At 61.0% G+C, this 17,599-nt stretch carries 20 protein-coding genes; 6 read left to right on the forward strand and 14 right to left on the reverse strand.

Annotated features, from left to right (window positions below):
* The first annotated feature begins 15 nt into the window (after window positions 1-15).
* Entirely contained in the window at window positions 16-933 is a 918-nt protein-coding gene (gene cysK, locus B9Z34_RS05680; RefSeq protein WP_108427123.1) for a cysteine synthase A, read from the forward strand.
* A gap of 56 nt (window positions 934-989) precedes the next feature.
* On the forward strand, window positions 990-2,825 hold the full coding sequence (locus tag B9Z34_RS05685) for an NAD(P)/FAD-dependent oxidoreductase (RefSeq protein ID WP_108427124.1): 1,836 nt from the start codon (window positions 990-992) through the stop codon (window positions 2,823-2,825).
* Window positions 2,826-2,827: 2 nt separating this feature from the next.
* On the opposite strand, the gene B9Z34_RS05690 is transcribed toward B9Z34_RS05685, so the two are convergent.
* Window positions 2,828-3,478, reverse strand: coding sequence for a hypothetical protein (locus B9Z34_RS05690; protein WP_108427125.1), 651 nt, complete (start codon window positions 3,476-3,478; stop codon window positions 2,828-2,830).
* Window positions 3,479-3,885: 407 nt separating this feature from the next.
* Between B9Z34_RS05690 and B9Z34_RS05695 the strand changes: the two genes are divergently transcribed.
* Complete coding sequence (locus B9Z34_RS05695; protein ID WP_146179623.1) at window positions 3,886-4,383, forward strand: Crp/Fnr family transcriptional regulator; 498 nt, start codon at window positions 3,886-3,888, stop codon at window positions 4,381-4,383.
* Window positions 4,384-4,607: 224 nt separating this feature from the next.
* Window positions 4,608-5,204, forward strand: coding sequence for a Crp/Fnr family transcriptional regulator (locus B9Z34_RS05700; RefSeq protein ID WP_233249425.1), 597 nt, complete (start codon window positions 4,608-4,610; stop codon window positions 5,202-5,204).
* Between the two features lie 26 nt (window positions 5,205-5,230).
* Here the strand turns inward: B9Z34_RS05700 and B9Z34_RS05705 are convergent, their stop codons facing one another.
* From B9Z34_RS05705 to B9Z34_RS05720, 4 genes are all read right to left on the reverse strand, one after another.
* Complete coding sequence (locus tag B9Z34_RS05705; protein ID WP_108427128.1) at window positions 5,231-5,875, reverse strand: response regulator transcription factor; 645 nt, start codon at window positions 5,873-5,875, stop codon at window positions 5,231-5,233.
* Between the two features lie 186 nt (window positions 5,876-6,061).
* A complete protein-coding gene (locus tag B9Z34_RS05710; protein WP_108427129.1) occupies window positions 6,062-6,370 on the reverse strand; it encodes a hypothetical protein in 309 nt (102 codons plus the stop codon).
* Window positions 6,371-6,389: 19 nt separating this feature from the next.
* Window positions 6,390-7,025: a response regulator transcription factor gene (locus B9Z34_RS05715; protein WP_108427175.1), complete on the reverse strand. Its 636-nt coding sequence runs from the start codon at window positions 7,023-7,025 to the stop codon at window positions 6,390-6,392.
* Between the two features lie 224 nt (window positions 7,026-7,249).
* On the reverse strand, window positions 7,250-9,718 hold the full coding sequence (locus tag B9Z34_RS05720) for a Lon protease family protein (protein WP_108427130.1): 2,469 nt from the start codon (window positions 9,716-9,718) through the stop codon (window positions 7,250-7,252).
* 124 nt (window positions 9,719-9,842) lie between these two features.
* On the opposite strand from B9Z34_RS05720, the gene B9Z34_RS05725 reads away from it, so the two are divergent.
* Both B9Z34_RS05725 and B9Z34_RS05730 read left to right on the forward strand, forming a co-directional pair.
* On the forward strand, window positions 9,843-10,097 hold the full coding sequence (locus tag B9Z34_RS05725; RefSeq protein WP_108427131.1) for a VF530 family DNA-binding protein: 255 nt from the start codon (window positions 9,843-9,845) through the stop codon (window positions 10,095-10,097).
* Window positions 10,098-10,191: 94 nt separating this feature from the next.
* Window positions 10,192-10,518, forward strand: coding sequence for a DUF883 family protein (locus B9Z34_RS05730; protein ID WP_108427132.1), 327 nt, complete (start codon window positions 10,192-10,194; stop codon window positions 10,516-10,518).
* Between the two features lie 66 nt (window positions 10,519-10,584).
* Here the strand turns inward: B9Z34_RS05730 and B9Z34_RS05735 are convergent, their stop codons facing one another.
* From B9Z34_RS05735 to B9Z34_RS05775, 9 genes are all read right to left on the reverse strand, one after another.
* Window positions 10,585-11,040 carry an SET domain-containing protein gene (locus tag B9Z34_RS05735; RefSeq protein ID WP_233249427.1) on the reverse strand — a complete coding sequence of 152 codons (456 nt, stop codon included), beginning with the start codon at window positions 11,038-11,040 and terminating at the stop codon, window positions 10,585-10,587.
* Between the two features lie 78 nt (window positions 11,041-11,118).
* Window positions 11,119-12,105: a MaoC family dehydratase N-terminal domain-containing protein gene (locus B9Z34_RS14805; protein ID WP_108427134.1), complete on the reverse strand. Its 987-nt coding sequence runs from the start codon at window positions 12,103-12,105 to the stop codon at window positions 11,119-11,121.
* Between the two features lie 22 nt (window positions 12,106-12,127).
* Window positions 12,128-12,649 carry a PaaI family thioesterase gene (locus B9Z34_RS05745; protein WP_108427135.1) on the reverse strand — a complete coding sequence of 174 codons (522 nt, stop codon included), beginning with the start codon at window positions 12,647-12,649 and terminating at the stop codon, window positions 12,128-12,130.
* 100 nt (window positions 12,650-12,749) lie between these two features.
* Window positions 12,750-13,937 carry an ABC transporter substrate-binding protein gene (locus B9Z34_RS05750; protein ID WP_108427136.1) on the reverse strand — a complete coding sequence of 396 codons (1,188 nt, stop codon included), beginning with the start codon at window positions 13,935-13,937 and terminating at the stop codon, window positions 12,750-12,752.
* Between the two features lie 71 nt (window positions 13,938-14,008).
* The gene (locus tag B9Z34_RS05755; protein WP_108427137.1) at window positions 14,009-14,713 is read right to left on the reverse strand and encodes an ABC transporter ATP-binding protein; all 705 of its coding nucleotides are present in this window, start codon (window positions 14,711-14,713) and stop codon (window positions 14,009-14,011) included.
* On the reverse strand, window positions 14,710-15,429 hold the full coding sequence (locus B9Z34_RS05760) for an ABC transporter ATP-binding protein (RefSeq protein ID WP_108427138.1): 720 nt from the start codon (window positions 15,427-15,429) through the stop codon (window positions 14,710-14,712). Before B9Z34_RS05760 ends, B9Z34_RS05755 begins: the two co-directional genes overlap by 4 nt.
* 21 nt (window positions 15,430-15,450) lie before the next feature.
* Entirely contained in the window at window positions 15,451-16,431 is a 981-nt protein-coding gene (locus tag B9Z34_RS05765) for a branched-chain amino acid ABC transporter permease (protein ID WP_108427139.1), read from the reverse strand.
* Between the two features lie 16 nt (window positions 16,432-16,447).
* Complete coding sequence (locus B9Z34_RS05770) at window positions 16,448-17,299, reverse strand: branched-chain amino acid ABC transporter permease (RefSeq protein WP_108427140.1); 852 nt, start codon at window positions 17,297-17,299, stop codon at window positions 16,448-16,450.
* Window positions 17,300-17,366: 67 nt separating this feature from the next.
* The coding region (locus B9Z34_RS05775) for an electron transfer flavoprotein subunit alpha/FixB family protein (RefSeq protein ID WP_199220071.1) at window positions 17,367-17,599 on the reverse strand (233 nt) is incomplete at its 5' end.

Consider the following 17,599-nt stretch of genomic DNA (forward strand, 5'->3'; position numbering starts at 1 on the left):
AGACAGGAATCCCTCATGAAAGCCCACACCATCCTCGACACCATCGGCCACACGCCCCATGTGCGCATCCAGCGCCTGTTTGGCACGGGTGCAAATGTCTGGATCAAATCCGAACGCAGCAACCCGGGCGGCTCGGTCAAGGACCGCATCGCACTGGCCATGGTCGAAGCCGCCGAAAAGTCGGGGGCCTTGAAGCCCGGCGGCAGCATCGTCGAGCCCACCTCGGGCAACACCGGGATTGGCCTGGCCATGGTAGCCGCCGTGAAAGGCTACAAGCTGGTGCTGGTCATGCCCGACAGCATGAGCATTGAGCGCCGTCGGCTGATGCTGGCCTATGGCGCCAGCTTTGACCTGACACCGCGCGAAAAAGGCATGAAGGGGGCAATTGCCCGCGCCCAGGAACTGGTGGCCAGCACCCCCGGTGCCTGGATGCCCCAGCAATTTGAAAACCCCGCCAACATCGACGTGCACGTGCGCACCACCGCGCAGGAAATCCTGACCGACTTCCCCGATGGCATCGACGCCCTCATCACCGGCGTGGGCACAGGCGGCCACCTGACGGGCACCGCCCGCGTGCTCAAAGCCAAGTTTCCCCATCTCAAGGTGTTCGCGGTCGAGCCTGCGGCTTCACCCGTCATCTCAGGCGGCACCCCCGCGCCCCACCCGATTCAAGGCATTGGCGCAGGCTTCATCCCCCAAAACCTCGACACCTCGTTGCTGGACGGCGTGATCCAGGTCGATGCCGAAGTCGCCCGCGAATACGCCCGCCGCTCGGCCCGTGAAGAGGGCATGCTGGTCGGCATTTCCTCGGGCGCTACTTTGGCCGCCATTGCCCAAAAACTGCCCGAACTGCCTGCCGGGGCCACCGTATTGGGCTTCAACTACGACACGGGCGAGCGCTATTTGTCGGTCGAGGGGTTCTTGCCCACCTGATCGCACGGCGATAATCACCGCTTCTTGCTTGATAACCACAAGCCACAGAGGTTGCCATGATCCGGATTTCAGAACTCAAACTCCCTCTCTCGGCCCTGCCAGTCGAGACGCGCCGCGCGGCCGACGCGCCGTCCGAAACCGACGAAGACCGCCTGCCCACGCCGCACCCCATCGACGCCCTGCGCCAAATGGCTGCGCAAGCGCTGGGCATCCGCACTGCCGACATCGCCACACTGAACGTTTTCAAACGCAGCTTCGATGCCCGCAAGGCCGATCTGCGCGCGGTCTACATCGTGGACCTGGCGCTCAACAATGCGCAAACCGAGACAGCGCTGCTGCAGCAGTTTGACAAGCATCCCCACATCCAGCCCACCCCCGACATGACCTGGCACCCGCCCTGCCAGGCCCCCGCCAATTTTGGTGCAACGCCAGGCGAGCGTCCTGTGGTGGTGGGCTTTGGGCCGTGCGGTATGTTCGCTGCCCTGGCGCTGGCGCAAATGGGTTTCAAGCCCATCGTGCTGGAGCGTGGCAAGCCCGTGCGTGAACGCACCAAGGACACCTGGGGCCTGTGGCGCAAAAAGGTGCTCAACCCTGAGAGCAATGTGCAGTTTGGCGAAGGCGGTGCGGGCACCTTCTCTGACGGCAAGCTCTACAGCCAGATCAAGGACCCACGCCACCTGGGCCGCAAGGTCATTGATGAATTCGTCCATGCAGGCGCACCCGCCGACATCCTGTACGCCGCACACCCGCACATCGGCACCTTCAAGCTGGTCAAAGTGGTGGAACACATCCGCGAACAGATCATCGCGTTGGGCGGCGAGATCCGCTTTGAGCAACGCGTGAGCGACGTGCTGCTTTCGCCCGCCGCTGGTGGCCAGCAACTCACCGGGCTGCAGGTGCAAGACCTGCGCACGGGCGAACACCACACCCTGCACACACGCCACGCCGTCATGGCGCTGGGCCACAGTTCGCGCGACACCTTTGTCATGCTGCACCGCCGTGGCGTGGCCATGCAGGCCAAGGCGTTTTCCATTGGTGTGCGCATCGAGCACCCGCAAAGCGTGATCGACCAGGCCCGCTGGGGCCGCCATGCAGGCCACCCCTTGCTGGGCGCGGCCGATTACAAGCTGGTGCACCACGCGCAAAACGGCCGGGCTGTCTACAGCTTTTGCATGTGCCCCGGCGGCACCGTGGTGGCCGCCACCAGCGAGCCGGGCCGCGTGGTGACCAACGGCATGAGCCAGTACTCGCGCAACGAACGCAATGCCAACGCGGGCATGGTGGTGGCCATCGACCCGCCAGATTACCCCTTGGACACCGCCGCCTGGCAGGCCGCCTTTGGCGAGCAAGACGGCACCCAGCTCGCACAGGAAGCGCACGCTTTGGCCGCGCAACAACCTCCCCAAGCGCACCCCCTGTCCGGCATCGTGTTGCAACGCCAACTCGAAACCCGCGCCTTCGAAGTGGGTGGCAGCAACTACGAAGCGCCCGGCCAGCTGGTGGGCGACTTTCTGGCACAGCGCCCCTCCACCACCTGGGGCAGTGTGTTGCCCTCCTACAAACCCGGCGTGAAACTGACCGACCTGGCCAACGTGCTGCCCGACTACGCGGTGGCCGCGATGCGCGAAGCCTTGCCCGCATTCGGCCGCAAGATCAAGGGCTACGACATGGCGGACGCGGTGATGACCGGGGTGGAGACACGCACCTCTTCGCCCCTGCGTATCCCGCGAGGTGACGACCACCAGAGCACCAACACCCGCGGCCTTTACCCGGCAGGCGAAGGCGCGAGTTATGCGGGCGGCATTTTGTCGGCAGGTGTAGACGGCATCAAGGTGGCCGAGTCATTGGCTCGGGACATCACCGCCGGATGGAGCCCCAGCGCACAAGCCTGAGCTCAGGGCTGGGCAAGCTTCGGATGGGCCATGCGTGCGTGACACGAGCAAGCCCCTGCCGCCAGCTGCTCTGGGTCGGTGATGCACAAAACGTCGCCATCCAAAACATAAGCGGATGAAGCCAAGACCTCTGGTACAGCCAGGACCGATGCGGCCAGCTGCTGCCGAATGATCGGCGGCAAGCCCTGCAAACGGATGGTCAACTCGGCGTTGGGCGATTGGGCCAAGCCATACAGCAGCCAACTGGCCAGGTGCTGCGATGGGCTGTGATGCTGCGCACAAAATGACCACTGGGCCATTTGGCCGATCAGGCTTTGTGCGGCGGCGGCGGCGTGCCACAGCCAGGGCGCAAAACGGTCCGGGTCTTCTTTCACCGTCGCCCAGTCGAGGCGGTACGCCCGCCCCGGCGATACGACATGTGCCTGCACAGACGCAGCCGCCGCATCGGGCCAGACGATACAACCATGCCGCCCCACCAAGGCCACGGCAGCCGCTGCCGAATGCACCGGCACCAGGCCAATGAGCGCATCCACCGGGAAATAAGCCCAGACACCAGCATCTCCGGCCTCCCGAACCAAGGGGCCTGCCTGCAAATACACGAGCGCACGGTTCACATTGCCGACCCTGGGGCCACTGGCCAGCATCAGGGCCAAGGATGAGTTCTCAATCTTTTGTGTAGACAAATGGGTGCGCTCCGGATGCCTTCTGGGCATTTTGTTGATTTTATGTTCTTTGTCGAACACACAAGCCATTTTTACTGTGATCCACTTGATGAACGCGCGACATATACTTTGCGAACTCAAAAAATCCTCATTTTTCGCTGGCTTTTTTCAACGCTGGAACACTTTTTGACCACCGTGCAACCGGGTAATTTTCAGTGACGCTCTCGACAAACGGACTCATCTTTCAACTGGCCAGGGAAGATCAGAACCGGGTGCAAAGCATTTGCCAACCGGTGGCACTCAAAGCAGGTCAGTCACTGGGCCTGCCCTGTGCAGACGGCCATTCAAAAATCTATTTTTTAACCGGTGCCTCGGTCGCACTGCTGGTCGAAAGCCCTGTGCAGCACACACTGGCTGTGGGCTTGGTCGGATCAGAGGGGGCCATTGGCCTGGGCTCGGTGCTGAGTCCGGTTCCCGGCCGTTTGCGCTGCCGGGTCCAAACCGGTGGCAGCGCCTGGGCGGCCAACAGCCATGATCTGGCCATGCTGCTGCACCAGCGGCCCGGCATGCTGTGGGTGATTTCTCAATACCTGTGGCAACTGGCCGAGCATGTGGCCACGATGTCGGCCTCTGTCCAGTTCGATGACATCGGCACCCGATTGGCCCATTGGCTGGTGTTGTCTGCCGAACGCGCGCAAAGCGTCCGCTTGCCTCTGACCCACGAGCACCTGGCGCAGATGCTCGGTGTTCGACGCGTCAGCATCACTTTGGCTGCCGGTGATCTCAAAACCAAGGGTTTGATCGATTACCAAAGAGGCGTGGTCAACATCCTGGACATGGCCGGTTTGCGCGAATGTGCACACCCCCAACAGGCCATGCTTTCAGCGCACGTCTGACGTGGATCAAGGTTACAGAAATTAAATCCCTGATTGGGGATAGTTGTGTTCGGTGCCGTACAGAAACACTCCGAATATTTGCTAAATTTCATGGGCATCGATTGTAAAAAATGAAATTTATGAAAATTAATTACAAATTAAATAAGATTATTGATTTATTACCGTCAGATATTTTCAAGGAGTGGACACCGCATTTGGAGTGGGTTGATTTGAAGCTGGGGCAGGTGCTCCACGAACCTGGCCGCATCGTGAGTCATTTGCACTTTCCGCTCACCGCCATCGTCTCCTGGATTCGCCTTCTGGAAAACGGCGATGCCACGCAAGTCGCCATGACCGGCAAGGAAGGGGTCATCGGCGTTTACCTGCTGATGGGCGCGGCGCACACACGCAACCGTGCCGTGGTCCAAAAAGCAGGCACCGCTCTGCGCCTGAGGCTCAGCGTGGTGCTGGGCAGCTTCAACCAAGGTAACCCGGTACAACAGCTTTTCTTGCGTTACACACAAACCTTGATCACGCAAATGTCGCAAGGCGCTGTGTGCCATCGGCACCATACGCTGGAGCGACAACTGTGCAGCATGCTGCTGCTCATGCTGGATAGACAGGACGACGACAGCATCGGACTGACGCATGAATCGATGGCCAATCTGTTGGGGGTGCGGCGGGAAGGTGTGACCCAAGCGGCCAAGCGCTTGATGGACGACGGCATCCTCAGCTACAGCCGAGGCCGCATCACGGTGCTGAACCGATCGGCGTTGGCACAACGTGCCTGCGAATGCTACGGGGTCATCCGAGACGAAGAACGCCGGTTGCTCACGCCATGAAAGACGGCAAGCAACCGGTCTGAAGGCTAGACCGACACCATCTGATTGCGGATGGCGTAGCGCGTGAGATCGGCCACCTTATGCAAACCGATCTTGCGCATGATGTTGCGCCGGTGCACCTCGACCGTACTGGGGGCAATCTGCAAGTTGCGGGCGATTTCCTTGGAAGAAAAACCATCGGCAATCAAACGCAGCACCTGCTCTTCACGCCCACCCAGATGGCCTTTGACAGTGATGTCACCTGAGCGTGCCTTGCGCACGCTCTCCATCATCTCTGAGGCTGCTGCCTGACACAGATAGACCCGCCCAGCCGCTGCCGCACGGATCGCAGACATCAACTCGTCCATGCTGCTGGTGGTGGACACATAGGCTTTGGCACCCGCATCCAGAATTTCGATGATCGAATGGCGATCGGTATCGCTTGAAAAAGCCACCATGTTCTTGGAAGGCTGGTGGTGAGCAATCTGTTGCATCAGCCTCAGGTCTTGCGCATCATTGGCCTGCATGCCGATCAACACCACATCAGGGTCCACCTCGTCGCACAAGGCATTTGTCTTCTCGGAATGGTCGGACACCCCCACAACATCCATGTCATGGTGTGTTCGTAACACGGCAGCGATGCCCTCAGACACGACTTTGTGTTTGGAAGAAAGCAGGACTCGAATTGACATATCAACGTCTCCAGATAGGGGCACCAAGGCCCTTCATTGACCAAGACAAACCACTCACTTCGGGCTCCCCCTGCTTCACAACCATTGCGCTGACGGTTGTTGAAACAGTCTATTCACACCCTGCTTGACAGTCTGTGCGGTACGGCACATATCAAAAATAAACTCAATCAATTTTTAACTTCTGCATCACTGAAGCAAATCACCCCCCAATGAAGCCGGCAACGCAGTCGTCTGCGTGGCTTTCATTTTTTCGTGCATCACCAACACCTCCTTCAAATGCTCGTGGGCATTGAAGGCGTGGTGCTTGGACAGCTGAGCATGGTGCAGGGCGGCCTTGAATGCACCCGCCTCGTGGTGTCTGCCAGCCTCCTTGTTGCGCTGATAGGCGTGCAAAAGCTCATCCGATGCACGTCGGTAATGCTCACCAATGTGCTCTGCATATGCTTTTTCGAGAATTTGATTTTCCTGTGACATCGAGTTTCCTTGTTCGTTCATTTCAATACATTGCAGACCCTCAAAGCAAGCCATGCTCCTGCATGTAGCGCTGCAGTGACATGCGCCCGGGACAGTTGAGTTTTTGATAGATGTGGTGCAAGTGCAGCTTGGCCGTGCCCTCGCTGATGAACAGCTTGCTGGCGATTTTTTTATTGGGCCAGCCCTCGGTGACCATGCGCGCCACCGTCAATTCACGTGGCGTCAACAGCTGTGAGGCATTCGCTTTTTTCTTTTGCTGTTCCAGCAGAAGCGACATGGTCCTGACCGACAGGTCACGGTCCAGCCACTTGCCACCCTCGTGCACCGACTTGATGCAACGGGTCAAAATTTGGCGTGATTTTTCTTTCGACACCAAACCCGGAACGTCCAGATCCAGCGCCCGCATGACCTCACCAATCGGTGCGCCCGTGAACACCACAGGGCGTGTGGGCAAGTTCTGCGCCTTGATTTCTTCGAGCAAGGCCAGGCCATTTCTTTGCGACAAGGACAAGTCCATCACCAGGATGTGGGGCTGAAACTGTTGCAAGGCCTGCAAGGCCTCATCCCCGTTGCGGACGCAAGACTTGACTGAAAAGTCGGAGGAATCCTGGAAGACATGGGTGAGCCCTTCCAGCATCACAGGATACGGATCGGCCAGCACGAGATCGATGCACATGAATGAGATCCTTTTCATTTTTACCAGGCCCAAGGTCCATATCGACCTCTCAAAACCATGACCTGATCGCTGCCATCAGAATAGGCCTCAGCGGTTGACTGCGGCATCCTCAGAATTAGTGAGGCGCACTACATCCAAACCAGTAAGCCCACAAAAACCGGTAACACCATCGGCATATTTCAATGGCTGATCCGCACATGCGCCCACACACAATGCCTGCAGGCTCAGCGCAAAACGCTGTGCTTGAGGTGTCGCAAGTGGTTCGGCTTGAGCGTCGGCTTGTTGCCCAGGTGCTCACACGCATGGCGAAAGCGCTGCAATGTTTTTTGCGCACGCCCCAACACGCTGCCCGCCTCGTAGCCCCCCACCCCCAGGGTGCCAAACTTCACACCCGTCAAAAGCACCATGCCCTCGGCGGCTGTATCGGCCACATGGATATGGAAACGCCCGGCAGCCACCGCCTCGACCACACGTGCGTCCAGCATCAAATGCCGGCAGTTCCGTCGGGGCATCAACACGCCTTGATGACCATCCAGGCCCAGGTTTTCACAGCTGCGAAAGAAGCCTTCAATCTTTTCGTTGATGCCGCCCACCGGTAACAGTTCACCATGCTGGTTCACTGCGCCCGTCACGGCGATGCCTTGCTTGAGCGGCATACCTGACAAGCTCGACAGCAAAGCGTAGAACTCGGCGCACGAAGCCGAATCGCCTTCGACACCGCTGTATTCCTGCTCAAACACCACCGCCGCATTCATGGCCAAAGGTGCCAGGTGGGCAAAAAGCGCTGACAGATAGCTGTGCAAAATCAGCACGCCTTTGTCGTGGATCGGGCCTGACAGCTCCACCTCACGTTCGATGTTGAGCAAGCCTTCTTCTCCGGCATAGGTGCAAGCCGTCACCCGCACCGGAAACCCGAAGCGGTAGTCCCCCAGGTCCACCACCGTGAGGCCATTGACCTGCGCCACCTGCTCACCGCTGACCTGAAGCAAGCGTTCGCCATCGAGCAGGGTTTCCTGCAACCGTTGCTCGGGGTAGTTGTGTCGGTGAAGCCGGGCCTGTTTGGCACCCTGCACATCGGCCAGCGCCACCGTGGCTTTGCCCTGCTGCCTGGCCCGCGCCGCACTCTCGATCACCAAGGCCTCCAGCCGTGCAAAGATGGCGCTTTGCCGATGCTGGTCATCGGCTTCGCGGTGTGTCTCTTCGATCAAAGCCGCCACGGCTTGCGCAGAAAAATGCGGCAACTGCCGTTTCTGGCAGGTGTGCCCCACAAAAATGGCGGTGGCCTCGGCCGATGCGGCGGTCGCTGCAAAGCTTTCGGCAAAGTCCACCTTGCAGCGAAAACGCCGTGCAAATTCGGGGTCCGCTTCCTGCACCGCGTAGTACTCGTCCACCGACGCCACCAGCACCAGCTTCACATCCACCGCCACCGCCTCGGGCTCCAGGGACTCGGCAGCCATGGGCGCGTACATCATGCCGGGCTCCTCGATCTGCAGGCGACCATTGCGCATGAACCGGCGCAGCTTTTCCCAGACATGGGGGTCGGCCAGCAAATCCCGCAGGTGCAGCATCAAGAACCCGCCATGCGCCTTGAGCAAGCTGCCTGCACGGATGCGCGAAAAATCGGTCACCAGCTCGCCTTCGTCCGCGGCGTATTCGATGCTGCCAAACAGCATCCTGAACAAGGGGTTGTCCTCCACCAACACGGGCGCGCCCTGCAGTCCATGGTTGTCCACCACCACATTCACACGAAACAGGCTCAAAACAGACGCCAGCGCCTCCAGCCGCACATCCTCCTCTTCACTGGGCTCGAACAACTCCACGTTGTCCAGCACACATTGCTGGACCTGCTCGAGAAACGCAGCCAGCTTGACCTTGTCGGTCACGGGCTGCCCCAGCACATGGGAGATCGACTGCATCTCGTGCACGAGCATGGGTTTGAGGGTCTGTCTGCGCAAAGCCGACAGGCCCTCGTTCATCACGCGCTCCAACGCCCGCGTTTTCTCCAGATAACGGCTGATCTCTGCGCGCAGCGCCTCTTCGCTTTCATCGATCTGGGCACGTTGCTCCCGGCTCAAGGTCAGGGCCTTGCCCGCCGTCACGGGCTCACCTTGCGCGTCTTTCAGAGTGAACACCATGTGCCCCTGATCGCGCATCAAGGCAAAGTGGTGGGCCTCGGCATAGGCGCTCAGGGCCAGGTAGCCTCGGTCTTCTTCGCTTTTGTAGGTGGCCTCAATCCGTTTGCTCTCGGCCTTGTAATCGTCTTGGGCCAAACGCTTGGGCACTTCGCTTTGCAGCCGCTTGGCCAGCTCCAGCATGCTCAGGCGCAACACACGCCCCTGCCCCGCCTTCAGGCGCAAGGCCCTGGGCCGGCCCGGCTCGTCAAAGTTGTGCAGGTAACACAGGTCTGGCGGGACGGGACGGTGTTCCGCCTGTGCATACATCAACTGGCACAGCAGTGTGGTTCGGCCACTGCCCACCTCACCCAAGACAAACAGGTTGTAATCCGCCTCGGTCATGGCCATGCCGAATTCGGCCGCTTGTTGGGCACGCTCCTGCCCTATCCATGGCAAGGACTTATGCAACAACTCGGACGTGTCCGCAAAGCCGAGCGTGGCCGCATCGACCGTTTTGCGCAGCTGATCGGCGGTCAACTCGGCCCAGGGACCTGTCGGCCCCGACGTTGCAGGGTGCATGAAAAGTTCTCCGTGAGCGACCCGCAGCCAAACCAGCTGCGCTCAGCCTCCCCCAATCTAGGCGGCCGATGCACAGTCTTCTGTGCGCTGCAGCACCCTGCCCAAATCAGTAGACAATCGGGTCATGCCCAACTCTGCCCACGACAACCCCCAACCACGCAACCCGCTGCATGGTCTGACCCTGGAGACCATCGTCACCCGATTGGCCGACCATTACGGCTGGGCCGATCTGGGTGTGCGCATCCCGATCCGCTGCTTCACCCATGAGCCCAGTGTGGGCTCCAGTCTGAAATTTCTGCGCAAGACGCCCTGGGCACGGGACAAAGTAGAGAGCCTTTACCTCTTCATGCTTCGGGAGATCAAACGCCAGGAAATGTGAGCGCCCTGAGACGGGTGCGGCAGACCACAGACAAACGCTTTGGCCGCTTTTATGGTGAAGCCCTGTTCTTCACCCACCCAGAAAGCGAGCGCACATGACCGACCCTCAAAGCCCCATCGACAAAATGGCCACCGTCGCTGCTGGCGTTTCGGCCTCTGTGCAAGAGGCCGCACACGAAGCCAAACCTGCCTTCGAGCGTTTGGCCGAACGGCTCTCGGACAGCATCAGCGATATGGCACAGCACAGCCGCGACACGGCAATTGAAACCCGCCAATTGTTGGCGCAAAAAACCAAGCAAGCCACCTCCACGGCCGAACACTGCATCCAGCAGGCACCCTTCAAATCCGTGTTCATTGCCGTCGGGGTAGGCGCGGTGGCGGCCACGCTGGTGAGCTGGCTGATGCGCCCGCGCGACCATTGAGATTTGGCCATCACGCGGGGCCTGAACACCCCGCCAAGCGACAAGCTGCCTGAAGCCCGGTATCTGTCAACGCAAGGCCAGCATCGTGCCTCGGCACTTTTTGGCCCCGCAGCGGCAGGCATAACGGGCCTTCAGGGCTTCGCTCATGGGCTCGTCGCTGAACAGCCCATAGTCAAAGGTCAGCTCTTCCCCCTTGAACACGGGCCTGCGCGTCTGGATGAAGATGCGCCCCTGAACCTCATCAGGCACACAGTTGGGTCCGCACGAATGGTTGATCCACTTGGAAGCGTTGCCGTGCGCGAGTGCATCGATCACCCGACCATCGTCCAGATGGAAATAAAACGTGTGGTCGGGGTTGGCCGCGTCGTGCGGGTGGCGAGCGATCGCCTCAGCCATGGTGATGACCTCGCCCACGTACTCGATGACCGTCTCGCCTGCAGCGATGTGGCGCGTAGCGAACACGCCTTGGCCGTGCACGGCAGAAGAATGCACCCAAATCGGGCTGCCGAGGCTGGAGGTCACAGGTACAAATTGGCCATGGTTGGAGCCACGGATTTTACCGACGCTCTGCGCTGCGTCTCGGCCCATTCAAGCGCGTGGTTAGCCCACGACGGCTGTTCCGGTAACCTTGACCTGATGTGCCTGGTTATGCGCTTGCAAGGACAGTGTCCTGTGCGCAGCGCTGTTGTCATCTCCTGGCACTCCCGCTCGTGGACCTGCGGCTTGCATCGGGGCCTCCAGCACTTGGGCCTGACCACGGACGGCATCGCCCAAGCGGGTAATGGCCACAAAGCGCAATTGCAGGCGGCGAATAGCCACCTGATCCACCCAGTCGGTCAACATCCTTGCCAAGTAGGCGGCCGACAACATGCCATGGGCGAACACATCAGGGTGACCGGCTTGGCGGGCGTAGGCCGGGTCGATGTGCAGCGGGTTGTCGTCGCCCGAGGCGGCGGCGTAGCGCACCAGCGTCTCGCGCGTGATGGGCGGCATGACCAGTGCCGGCAGGCGTGTGCCTGACATGTCAGCCAGGTCATCGTGCTCGGTGGCCAGGCGGAGGTCCAGGCCGGAGGTGGATGATGCCATCGCCTGAGGGAACCCTGGATGTGCCGCGCGAGAAGCCTGCGCGCTGCGGCCTTCGACCAGGGCGTTGTTCACCACCAGCACGCTTCGCAGATCGGCGACACACTCGCCGCCCGCCGTTTCGACGCGCGTGTCACGCACGATGAATTCCAGCGCGCCGCCTTTTCGAGCGTACAGCGCTGTGATGCGTGGCAAAAAGCGCAAGCGTTCACCGGCAAAGGCCATGCGGTGGTATTGAAAATGCTGCTCGCCGTGCAATACCCGCGCATAGTCCACACCCAAGCGCTCGTACAGCTCCATCGGCTGGGGCGCGTCCATTTCCAGGCAGAAATAAAACGTGGGCGGGATGGGCAAGTCCGGATGTCCGTAGGCACGCGCAGCGGCAACGTCCAGGTACTGCGGCTCGGTCTGACCGGTGGCCCGTGCAAAAGCCTGCAGCAGGGCCGGGTCGACCGGCACCGAAAACGGGCTCAAAGCACTGCCTTCAAGGCTTTTGTCCAGCATGATCAGTAAAGGGCTTCAACGGTCAGCGACCCAAGCTGCTGACCAAACTTGAGGGCAAGTGCGCTTGGGCGCGCAAGCGGTCGGTGTCGGCACGCACAAACAGCGTGTCAGCCCGAACGGTCATCACATCACCGGCCCAGATCTCGCAAAGCACGCGTGATTTACGCGTCACAGGCCCATCAACCCAGGCCTTGAGCTGCAATTCCACGCCCATGGGCGTGGGCTTGAGGTAATCGATGTTCATGTTGCCCGTCACACACTGGATGGCGGGGCTGCTCTCGGGTGGGCGTTGCTCCTGACGGTAATGCCAAGCCATCGCGGTCCAACCGCTGTGGCAGTCCACCAGCATGGCCAGCAGCCCCCCATAGACCAGACCCGGAAAGCCGAGGAACTCCGGGCGCGGTGTATGGCGCATGAGAACGAATTCGCCCGAGTCGTCCCAGAAACTGCGGATGCGCAGCCCCGTGGGGTGCGCCGGACCGCAGCAAAAGCACTGCATTTGGGGTGCAGCGCGTTCTTGCAATGACAGCGTCACGTCGGTCATGCGCCAATCCTTTCGTCGCAAAACTTGTGCCGCCAACACCCCAGAGTTCGGGGGCAGGCGGGCACAAGTGGCCAGAGCCACCTGAGGGTGGCTCTGTGTCTTACATCTTGCAGGCAGGCGATGCGGCGGGTGTGATCGAAGCCGGGAACGAACGCTCGATGACAGGGCGCAGAACGCCATCGGCAGTTTTAACTCGCGCCACATAGTTGGGGATCACCATCTGGTTGTCGGCAGCGCGCACGGGGGCCTTGCCGTACAGCGTGTCCACCGTGGCACCGCGCAGGGCTTTGGTGACGTCTTCGGGCTTGACGCTCTTGGCCAAAGTCACACCTTGGAACAACACCATGGCGCCGTTGTAGGCCTGGCCTTCGGTGTCAGAGGGCAGACGGTTGAACTTGGCCTTGAAAGCGTTCACGAAGGCCTTGGTCTGGGGCGTGTCGATGTCAGGGGTGAAGCCCACGTTGCCCGGCACATTGGTCAGCGCATTGCCGGTGGCGTTGATCACGAAGTTCGACAGCAAGGCATGACCAATCAGTGGGGTCTGGGGGATCAGGCCAAAGTCGGCCGCCTGCTTGGTGAAGGCGATGGCACCGGCCACTTCGGCAGTCCAGATGGCGTCCACCTTGGCGGCCTTGAGCTGCTGGATGTAGGGCGCGTAGTCCTTGGTGCCCATGGGCACCATCAGCTTGAGCGACACTTTCTTGCCCTGTGCGGTCACGGCCTGTTCAAAGGACTTGGCCGAGTCCTGGCCCCAGATGTAGTCGGCCGCCATGATGGCGAAGTTGTTGCCCGGAATGCCTTTGAGCCAGTCGTTGATCATGGCCAGGTCCATCGCATCAGAGTGGTTGGTGCGGATGAAGCGGGTGTTGCAGGCGTCCCCTGTCAGGCGATCGGCCTTGCTGATGGTGCCGATCAGGGCGGCGTCCCAGCGCGCCAGGTTCTGGCTGATGGTCAGCGAGATGCCCGAAGTGATAGGGCCGATGATCAGGTTGTGGCCTTCGCGCGAAAGTTTCTCGGCGGCACGGCGACCGGCATCGGGCGTGCTCTCGTCATCGCCTTCGGCCAGGATCACCTTGCGGCCATCCACGCCGCCACGGGCGTTGGCCTCTTCCACCGCAAAGCGGATGCCGTTGGCCACGTCAGCGCCCATGGTGGCAAAGCCGCCCGATTTGGACGTGATCAGCGCCACGCGCACTGGGTCCTTACCCTGCGCCTGGGCGGCCAGGGGCAACGCGGCAGCCAGGGTGGCAATGGCCACGAGTTGTTGGATTCGAGTGGGTTTGAACATGATGTCTCCTTGATTTAAAAAATGCCAAAAATGGCTTCACTGCTTACACACGATGCCCGGAAGTACGGGCTTCACACCAAAACGTGTTGTTCGATGTCCTTGAGCCCTTGCGGGGTGTTCTCGACCTGGCCTTGCGCAATCACGTTGCCCTTGGCCATGGCCAGGTAGCGATGCGCCACACGCACCACCAGGCTGAGGTTTTGTTCGATCAGCAACAAGGCCGTGCCCTGGTCGGCCACGCGCTTGAAGATGTCGGCCAGCTGGTCCACGATGACCGGGGCCAGGCCTTCGGTCGGTTCGTCCAGCAAGATCAGGTCCGGGTTGGCCATGAGCGCACGGCCCACCGCCAACATCTGCTGCTGCCCGCCAGAGAGCGCCGTGCCCGGGGTGTGGGCACGCTCTTGCAGGATAGGGAACAGCTTGTAGATCTCGGGCACATTCCAGGGCCCTTTGCGGCCGGTGGCGGCGCCCAGCAGCAGGTTTTCTTCCACCGTCAGGTTGGCCACGATGCGACGGCCTTGCGGGACCACGGTCATGCCGTGCTGGGCGGCGGTGTAGGGTCGCGGTCGAGTGATTTCCTGGCTGCCCATGCGAATGTGGCCACCTTTCATTTGGGCCAGGCCCAGGATGGTGTTGACCACCGTGGTCTTGCCCACGCCATTGCGACCGATCAGGGCCACGCGTTCGCCTGCGTTCACATGCAGACTGAGGCCGTGCAGGATGTGGGCCGAGCCATAAAAGGCATTGACGTTGTGAAGGTCGAGGAGTCGGGTCATGCTGCGCTTCCCAGATAAGCTTCGCGCACACGGGGGTCGGCGCGCACCTGGGCTGGCTCGCCACTGGCGATGACGCGGCCCAACTCAAAAACGGTGACGGCATCCGAGATGCCGAACACCACGTCCATGTCGTGTTCCACCAACAGCACCGACACCTCCCAACGAGAGGTCAGCGCTTTCAGGTGTTGGGCCAAATCCAGCGACTCCTTGACCGACAAGCCGGCCATGGGCTCGTCGAGCATCAGCATCTTGGGGCGGCCCACCAGCGCGAGCGCCAGGTCCAGGCGACGCTGCTCGCCATAGCCGAGGTCTTCGGCCATCACCTCGCCCATGCGCGCCAGGTCAAGTTCTTGCAGCACCGCTTCGGCATCGGCGGCCGAGTCGCTCACGCCCATTTTGTAAGAGGCCAGCTCCACCTGCTTGCGCACGGGCATACCCGTGAAGATACTGGTGCGCTGGAAGCTGCGCGACAGCCCAAGGCGGCGACGTGCCACCGCACCCAGCTGGCTCACGTCTTGGCCGTCCAGGACCACCTGGCCACGGGTCAGCGGACGGCGTCCGGTGATGGCATCGATCACTGTGGATTTGCCCGCGCCGTTGGGGCCAATCAGGCCGCGAATCTGGCCTTTTTCGAGCGTCAGCGAGACGCCGTCCAGGGCTTTGACCCCACCGTAGTGGATGGCCACGTCGCGTGTTTCTAGCACGAAGGCAGTCATGGTGTTCTCCGGTTGTGAGGGTCAGTGGCCACGAGGGCCGGGGGCCGCGCCATGCTTGGCACGGGGCTTGAACAGGCGCTCCAGCGCCCCGGCGATGCCGTCGGGCGAGAAGACGATCACGGCGATCAGGGTGGCCCCGAAAATGGCCATCCAGTAGGTGGCGTAGTCGCCCAGAAGATCCTTGAACAGGAAGTACACGATGGCCCCTACGATGGGGCCGATGACCGACTTGAAGCCGCCGACCACCACCATCACCAGGGCAATGCCCGAGACACTCCAGTGCAGGCTCTCGGGCGAGACAAATCCGGCATTGAACGACGACAGCAAACCAGCCACGCCCGTGACCATGGCCGACAGCGCATAGACCAGCGCACGTGGCACGGTGGTGGTGATGCCGATGAAGCGGGCGCGTTCCTCGTTGTCACGAATCGCCTCGGTGATGGCACCAAAGCGGGTGCGCAAAATCCAGATGACCAACACCGTGACCACGACCATCACGGTCCAGACGATGAGAAACAACGTGTCCGGTTTGAGCAGCACCGACTGCTTGAATCCGAACAAGGTGGCTGGCCAGTTCACGCTCATGCCGTCTGCACCACCGGTGAGGCCACGCGAACGGGTGGCCAGCAGATAGGCCATTTGCCCGATGGCTAGGGTCAGCATGCCAAAGGCGATGCCCGGCACACGCACGATGACCAGCCCCATCAAAAAGGCCAGCACGCCAATGCCCAGCAGCACCACCGGGATGGCCAGCTCGGCACTCATCCAGTCGAGGGCCAGGACCACGCCCATGGCGTAACCGGCCACACCAAAGAACAGCGCATGGCCGAAACTGGTGAGGCCGTTTTGTCGCAGCAACACCCCGACACCGAGAGCGAAGATGGCGTAGATCACGGCCTGCGCAAACAGGCCCAGCAAACTGCTGGAGGGGGTCAGGAAAGCGATGGCCACGCCGGCCAGCAAGGCCAGCAGCGCCAACAGGAGAATTTTGGAAAAACGCATGGTGTGTGCTCCGGGTTCAGGTGCGACTGCCAGCCAGACCGGAAGGCTTCCAGATCAGGATGGCGATCATGAAGATGAAGGGCAGCAGCACCGACAGCTGCGGCATGTAAACCGCGCCAATCGCCTGCATCATCCCCAGCAGCAGCGCGGCCACGAATGCGCCAGCCAGCGACCCCAAACCACCGATCACCACCACCACGAAGGAGTCGATCAGCACGTCTGAACTCATGTGCGGCGAGAGCGACAAAAAGGGTGCAGCCACCACACCCGCCAGACCTGCCAGCGCACTGCCAAGACCCACCACACCCGCACTCACCGCATCGGTGTTAACGCCTTGCATGGAGGTGGTGACCGGATCGGTGCTGGCGGCCCGCACAAACAAACCAATGCGCGAGAAACGCAGCCACAGCGTCAAACCCAGCGCTACAGACAGACCCACCACGATCACGCCAATGCGGTAAGCAGGCACCTGGTCACCCAGCAAGTCGACGGTGAAGTTGAGCAAATCCGGTGTGAACAGCGAGTGATTGGCCTTGCCCCAAATGAAGACCACCAGATCTTCCAGGATGAGCAGCAGGCCAAAGGTCACCAGCATCACGGAGAGCGGTTCACGGTCCTGCAGCAGGCGCAAACCATAGCGGTCGAGCAACACACCAAACAACGCCATGGCCGCAGGTGCAGCCACCAGCGCGACCCAAAAATTGCTGTGTGTGGCCACCGTGAACCCGATGTAGGCCCCCAGCATGTACAGCCCGCCGTGGGCAAAGTTCACCACACGGCGCAGGCCGTAGATCAACGCCAGGCCCGAGCTCATAATGATGAGCAAGGAACCGTAGACCAGGCCGTTGAATAAATTGATGGTCAGCATCTTGTGTCTCCTGTCTCTTTTTCTGGCCGGCACGTTTAAGCGCTGGGTGGGTCGCCTGTGACTGAATTCAAATCGCCTGCGTCAACTCGGGCATGGCCGCAAACAGATCGGCTTCGAGGCCGAAGTCGGCCACACTGAAGATCGGCGCTTCGGGGTCTTTGTTGATCGCCACAATCACCTTCGAATCCTTCATGCCCGCCAGGTGCTGGATCGCACCCGAGATGCCCGCTGCGATGTACAGCTGCGGCGCGACGATCTTGCCGGTCTGGCCAACCTGCAGATCGTTGGCGGCGTAACCGG

The organism is Limnohabitans sp. Hippo3 (assembly GCF_003063665.1).
Taxonomy (GTDB): domain Bacteria; phylum Pseudomonadota; class Gammaproteobacteria; order Burkholderiales; family Burkholderiaceae_C; genus Limnohabitans_A.